The 2,992-nt window shown below is 66.8% G+C and carries 3 protein-coding genes; all 3 read right to left on the reverse strand.

Annotated features, from left to right (window positions below):
* Positions 1-149 precede the first annotated feature (149 nt).
* Positions 150-350 carry a hypothetical protein gene (locus tag ABZU69_RS36955; protein WP_354968850.1) on the reverse strand — a complete coding sequence of 67 codons (201 nt, stop codon included), beginning with the start codon at positions 348-350 and terminating at the stop codon, positions 150-152.
* A gap of 220 nt (positions 351-570) precedes the next feature.
* On the reverse strand, positions 571-1,176 hold the full coding sequence (locus ABZU69_RS36960; RefSeq protein WP_354968851.1) for an N-acetyltransferase: 606 nt from the start codon (positions 1,174-1,176) through the stop codon (positions 571-573).
* Positions 1,173-2,273: a ribosome small subunit-dependent GTPase A gene (gene rsgA, locus ABZU69_RS36965; protein ID WP_354968852.1), complete on the reverse strand. Its 1,101-nt coding sequence runs from the start codon at positions 2,271-2,273 to the stop codon at positions 1,173-1,175. Before rsgA ends, ABZU69_RS36960 begins: the two co-directional genes overlap by 4 nt.
* Positions 2,274-2,992 lie beyond the last annotated feature (719 nt).

The raw sequence follows: 2,992 nt of genomic DNA on the forward strand, positions 1-2,992 counted from the left end.
GCTGCCGCACTCCACCTCACCCGTACCCGTTGGATTGTGATCACGACTCACCCTGACGCACCAGGTCGCCGGCACGCCAGCGGATATCCGGATCTGCCGCGATCCGGGCGTCACGGGGCGTGACCGTCGGTGTGCCGGTGAGCGCCCGATCATGCCGATGAGCGCACTGATGGCGATGCGACGCGGCTGAGTTCGGCGGCCAGCATGGCCTGATCACCGGGCAGGATCCCGCACTGCTGCCGTGCCCGCTGTGTGGGCACGGCGAGCGCGCTGCGGACATCGACCAGCGGCCGTCCGTCCAGGTCGCCTTCGATCAGAATCGTGCCGTCGAGGTGCGGGACGGCGCCCAACTATGCGAGGTCACCGGCGCTGTCCCCACCGCTGGCTACCCGGCCGGGACCTGGTTCATCGTCCGCCGGGAACGCCAGCACCCCGATTGCACGGGGGGCGAGCGGCCTGGGGAAACGGGCCGGGCGCATCCCGACACCACGCCCCAGGCCGACTCAACCGCTGTTGCGGGGGGCTGTTCGGGACGAGTTTTGTGTAGCGCCCCGAACAGCCCCGGATGGATTAGACGCCGAATGGTGCCGGGTAGATGATGGTGCCGCTCGGGACCGGGAGGGCGTTGTCGAATACGAGGGCCATCATGGCCTCATCGGGCACCTCGAAAGACGGGTGGATCCCGTAGGCGGAGGCCCGGCTGAACCCGAACCGTGGGTAGTACTCGGCGTGGCCGAGTACGAGGACGAGGTTTTCGCCCATGGTGCGGGCGACCTTCAGACCGGCCCGGATCGCGGCTGAGCCCGCGCCCTGCTTCTGGTAACGGGACAGGACGGCGCAGGGGCCGAGTGCCAGGGCCGGGGCGTCGCCGACGTGGCAGCGGGTGAATAGTGCGTATCCGCCGACGGTACCGTCGGCGCTTTCGGCCACGATGGACAGCTCGGGTAGCCACGCTGGGTCGGTGCGCAGCGCCTCAACGAGGTCGGCTTCCAGCGGTGTGGGGAAGGCGTCGAGGGTGACCTCGCGGATCGCGGTGATGTCCTGATCGGTTTCGGGTCGAGTGGTCCAGCTATGGAACATGTTGGATATTCCTTCGGCGTTCTTTGAGATGGAAACGTAGGCGGTGCGGTGAGGTTCGGGCCGAGAAACATCGTGTTCTGCGGCCGGCTGGCTCACGACCGTCCCTGCTGGTCGCGGAAGGTGTAGGTCTCGCGCAGAGATCGGGTAATGGCCTTCTTGTGATCCTCGCGTTGGGCGCATAGCCGTGCGTCGCTGCGAGAAGTTGCCCAGGCGTTCTCCCGCTGGAGCTTGCGGTAGCTGTCCAGACGACGCTCGCTCACCTCGCCGGCGGCGATCGCGGCTTGGACGGCGCAGCCGGGTTCGGAGTCGTGGCCGCAGTCGCTGAACCGACACTGCGAAGCGAGCCGCTCGATGTCGGCGAAGACCTGCTGCAGGCCATCGTCAGCGTCGAACAGGCCGATCCCGCGCAGGCCCGGGGTGTCGATGAGCACGCCGCCGTTTGGCAGCGGGACCATCTGACGGCGGACCGTCGTGTGGCGACCTTTGCCGTCTTGGGCTCGCACGGCGCCGGTCGCCAGTACCTCGGTTCCCAGCAGTGCGTTGCCCAACGTCGACTTGCCGGCTCCGGACGGGCCGAGCAGTACCACCGTGCCGGTGAGCGCGGCCGTAAGTAGTTCCAGCCCGTGACCAGTGGCGGCGCTGGTGGTGATGATCTCTACGCCGGGGGCCAGTTGGGTCAGCTCGGCCGTGGCCGTGCTGGGGTCGGCTGACTGGTCGGCCTTGGTCAGCACGATTACCGGGAGCGCGCCACTCTCCCAGGCAAGGGCCAGCAGCCGTTCGATGCGGCCCAGGTTCAACGGGACCTCGACAGAGACGACCAAGGCGGCCGTGTCGATGTTGGCGGCTAGGGCCTGACCATGCGAGGAGCGTGAGGCCGAGGAGCGGACGATGACACTGCGACGTGGCAGCAGAGCGGTCAGCTCGGGCTCATGGCCCGAGCGCAGGGCGGCCCAGTCGCCGGTACACGGAGCCGAGACAGGGTCCGATGCGCCCACCAATGAGGTGCCGGCCCGTAGCGGGCCGGTCTCGGTGATGACGTCACACCTGCCGCGATCGACGCCGATAATGCGTGCAGGGATGAGACCTGCGGCGCGATGCGATGTGAAGGACCGTTCGAGCTTTGTATCCCAGCCGTAGGCGGAAAGGCCGCCGTCGGAAGATGATCTAGGAGAAAAAGAATCGGAAGACAACAACGTAAAACCCTTGCGAAAAGGGACCCTGGGAAGCCCTGCGTTGCGTCCGCGGATTCGGCGCGGATGTGGCGGAAGGATTCAGCTGAGGGGCCGGGACGTGAGGATGGACCGGACGCTGCGGGCAGCAGCCATCACCACGGCGGTCATCAACCTCACCTCCCTCAAGAGTTTCCAGTTGCCCCCTAGATGGGTGGCGGCGGCTACTCTAGCACACTTGATCGACCTTGCCGGCATCGTCGGGGCCGCGCTTCCTTCGACTTACCGTTCCAGTCCTACTTTCTCGGCTCTGACAGTCATGGCCGCAGCCCAGGCGCAGCGGGCGTCGCCCGACTCTCTATCGCGACCCTGCGCGCTTGCTCGCTCAAATCCGAACTTGCGGCGCCTTCGCCGCTGTCTGAGCAGGCCGGGCTGCTATCCCCCAGGCCGAACCAGGCTGAATTGCGAGCGGCATCCGCACATGCGCGATCCGCGCGCTAAACGATGTCGTGTCGAGCTAGCCCGGTTGTCGTCCGGAGGTGCCAAGGCGTGTGGATTACGCCGCGACGCTTCTCGCGCAAAGGGCCAAACTTGCTATGCCACCGTTGCTGTCTGGGCAGGCGGGCTGCTGGCGCTGGCGCCGAGCCAGTGAGGTGATCTCAGCAAGGTTCGGCGGCCGAGTGGGGATGACACGGGCGTAACGTCCATACCGGACGGTGTTGGATATGGACGTGGAGCCATCG

It is taken from the genome of Micromonospora sp. NPDC005206 (genome assembly GCF_040608175.1).
GTDB lineage: Bacteria > Actinomycetota > Actinomycetes > Mycobacteriales > Micromonosporaceae > Micromonospora.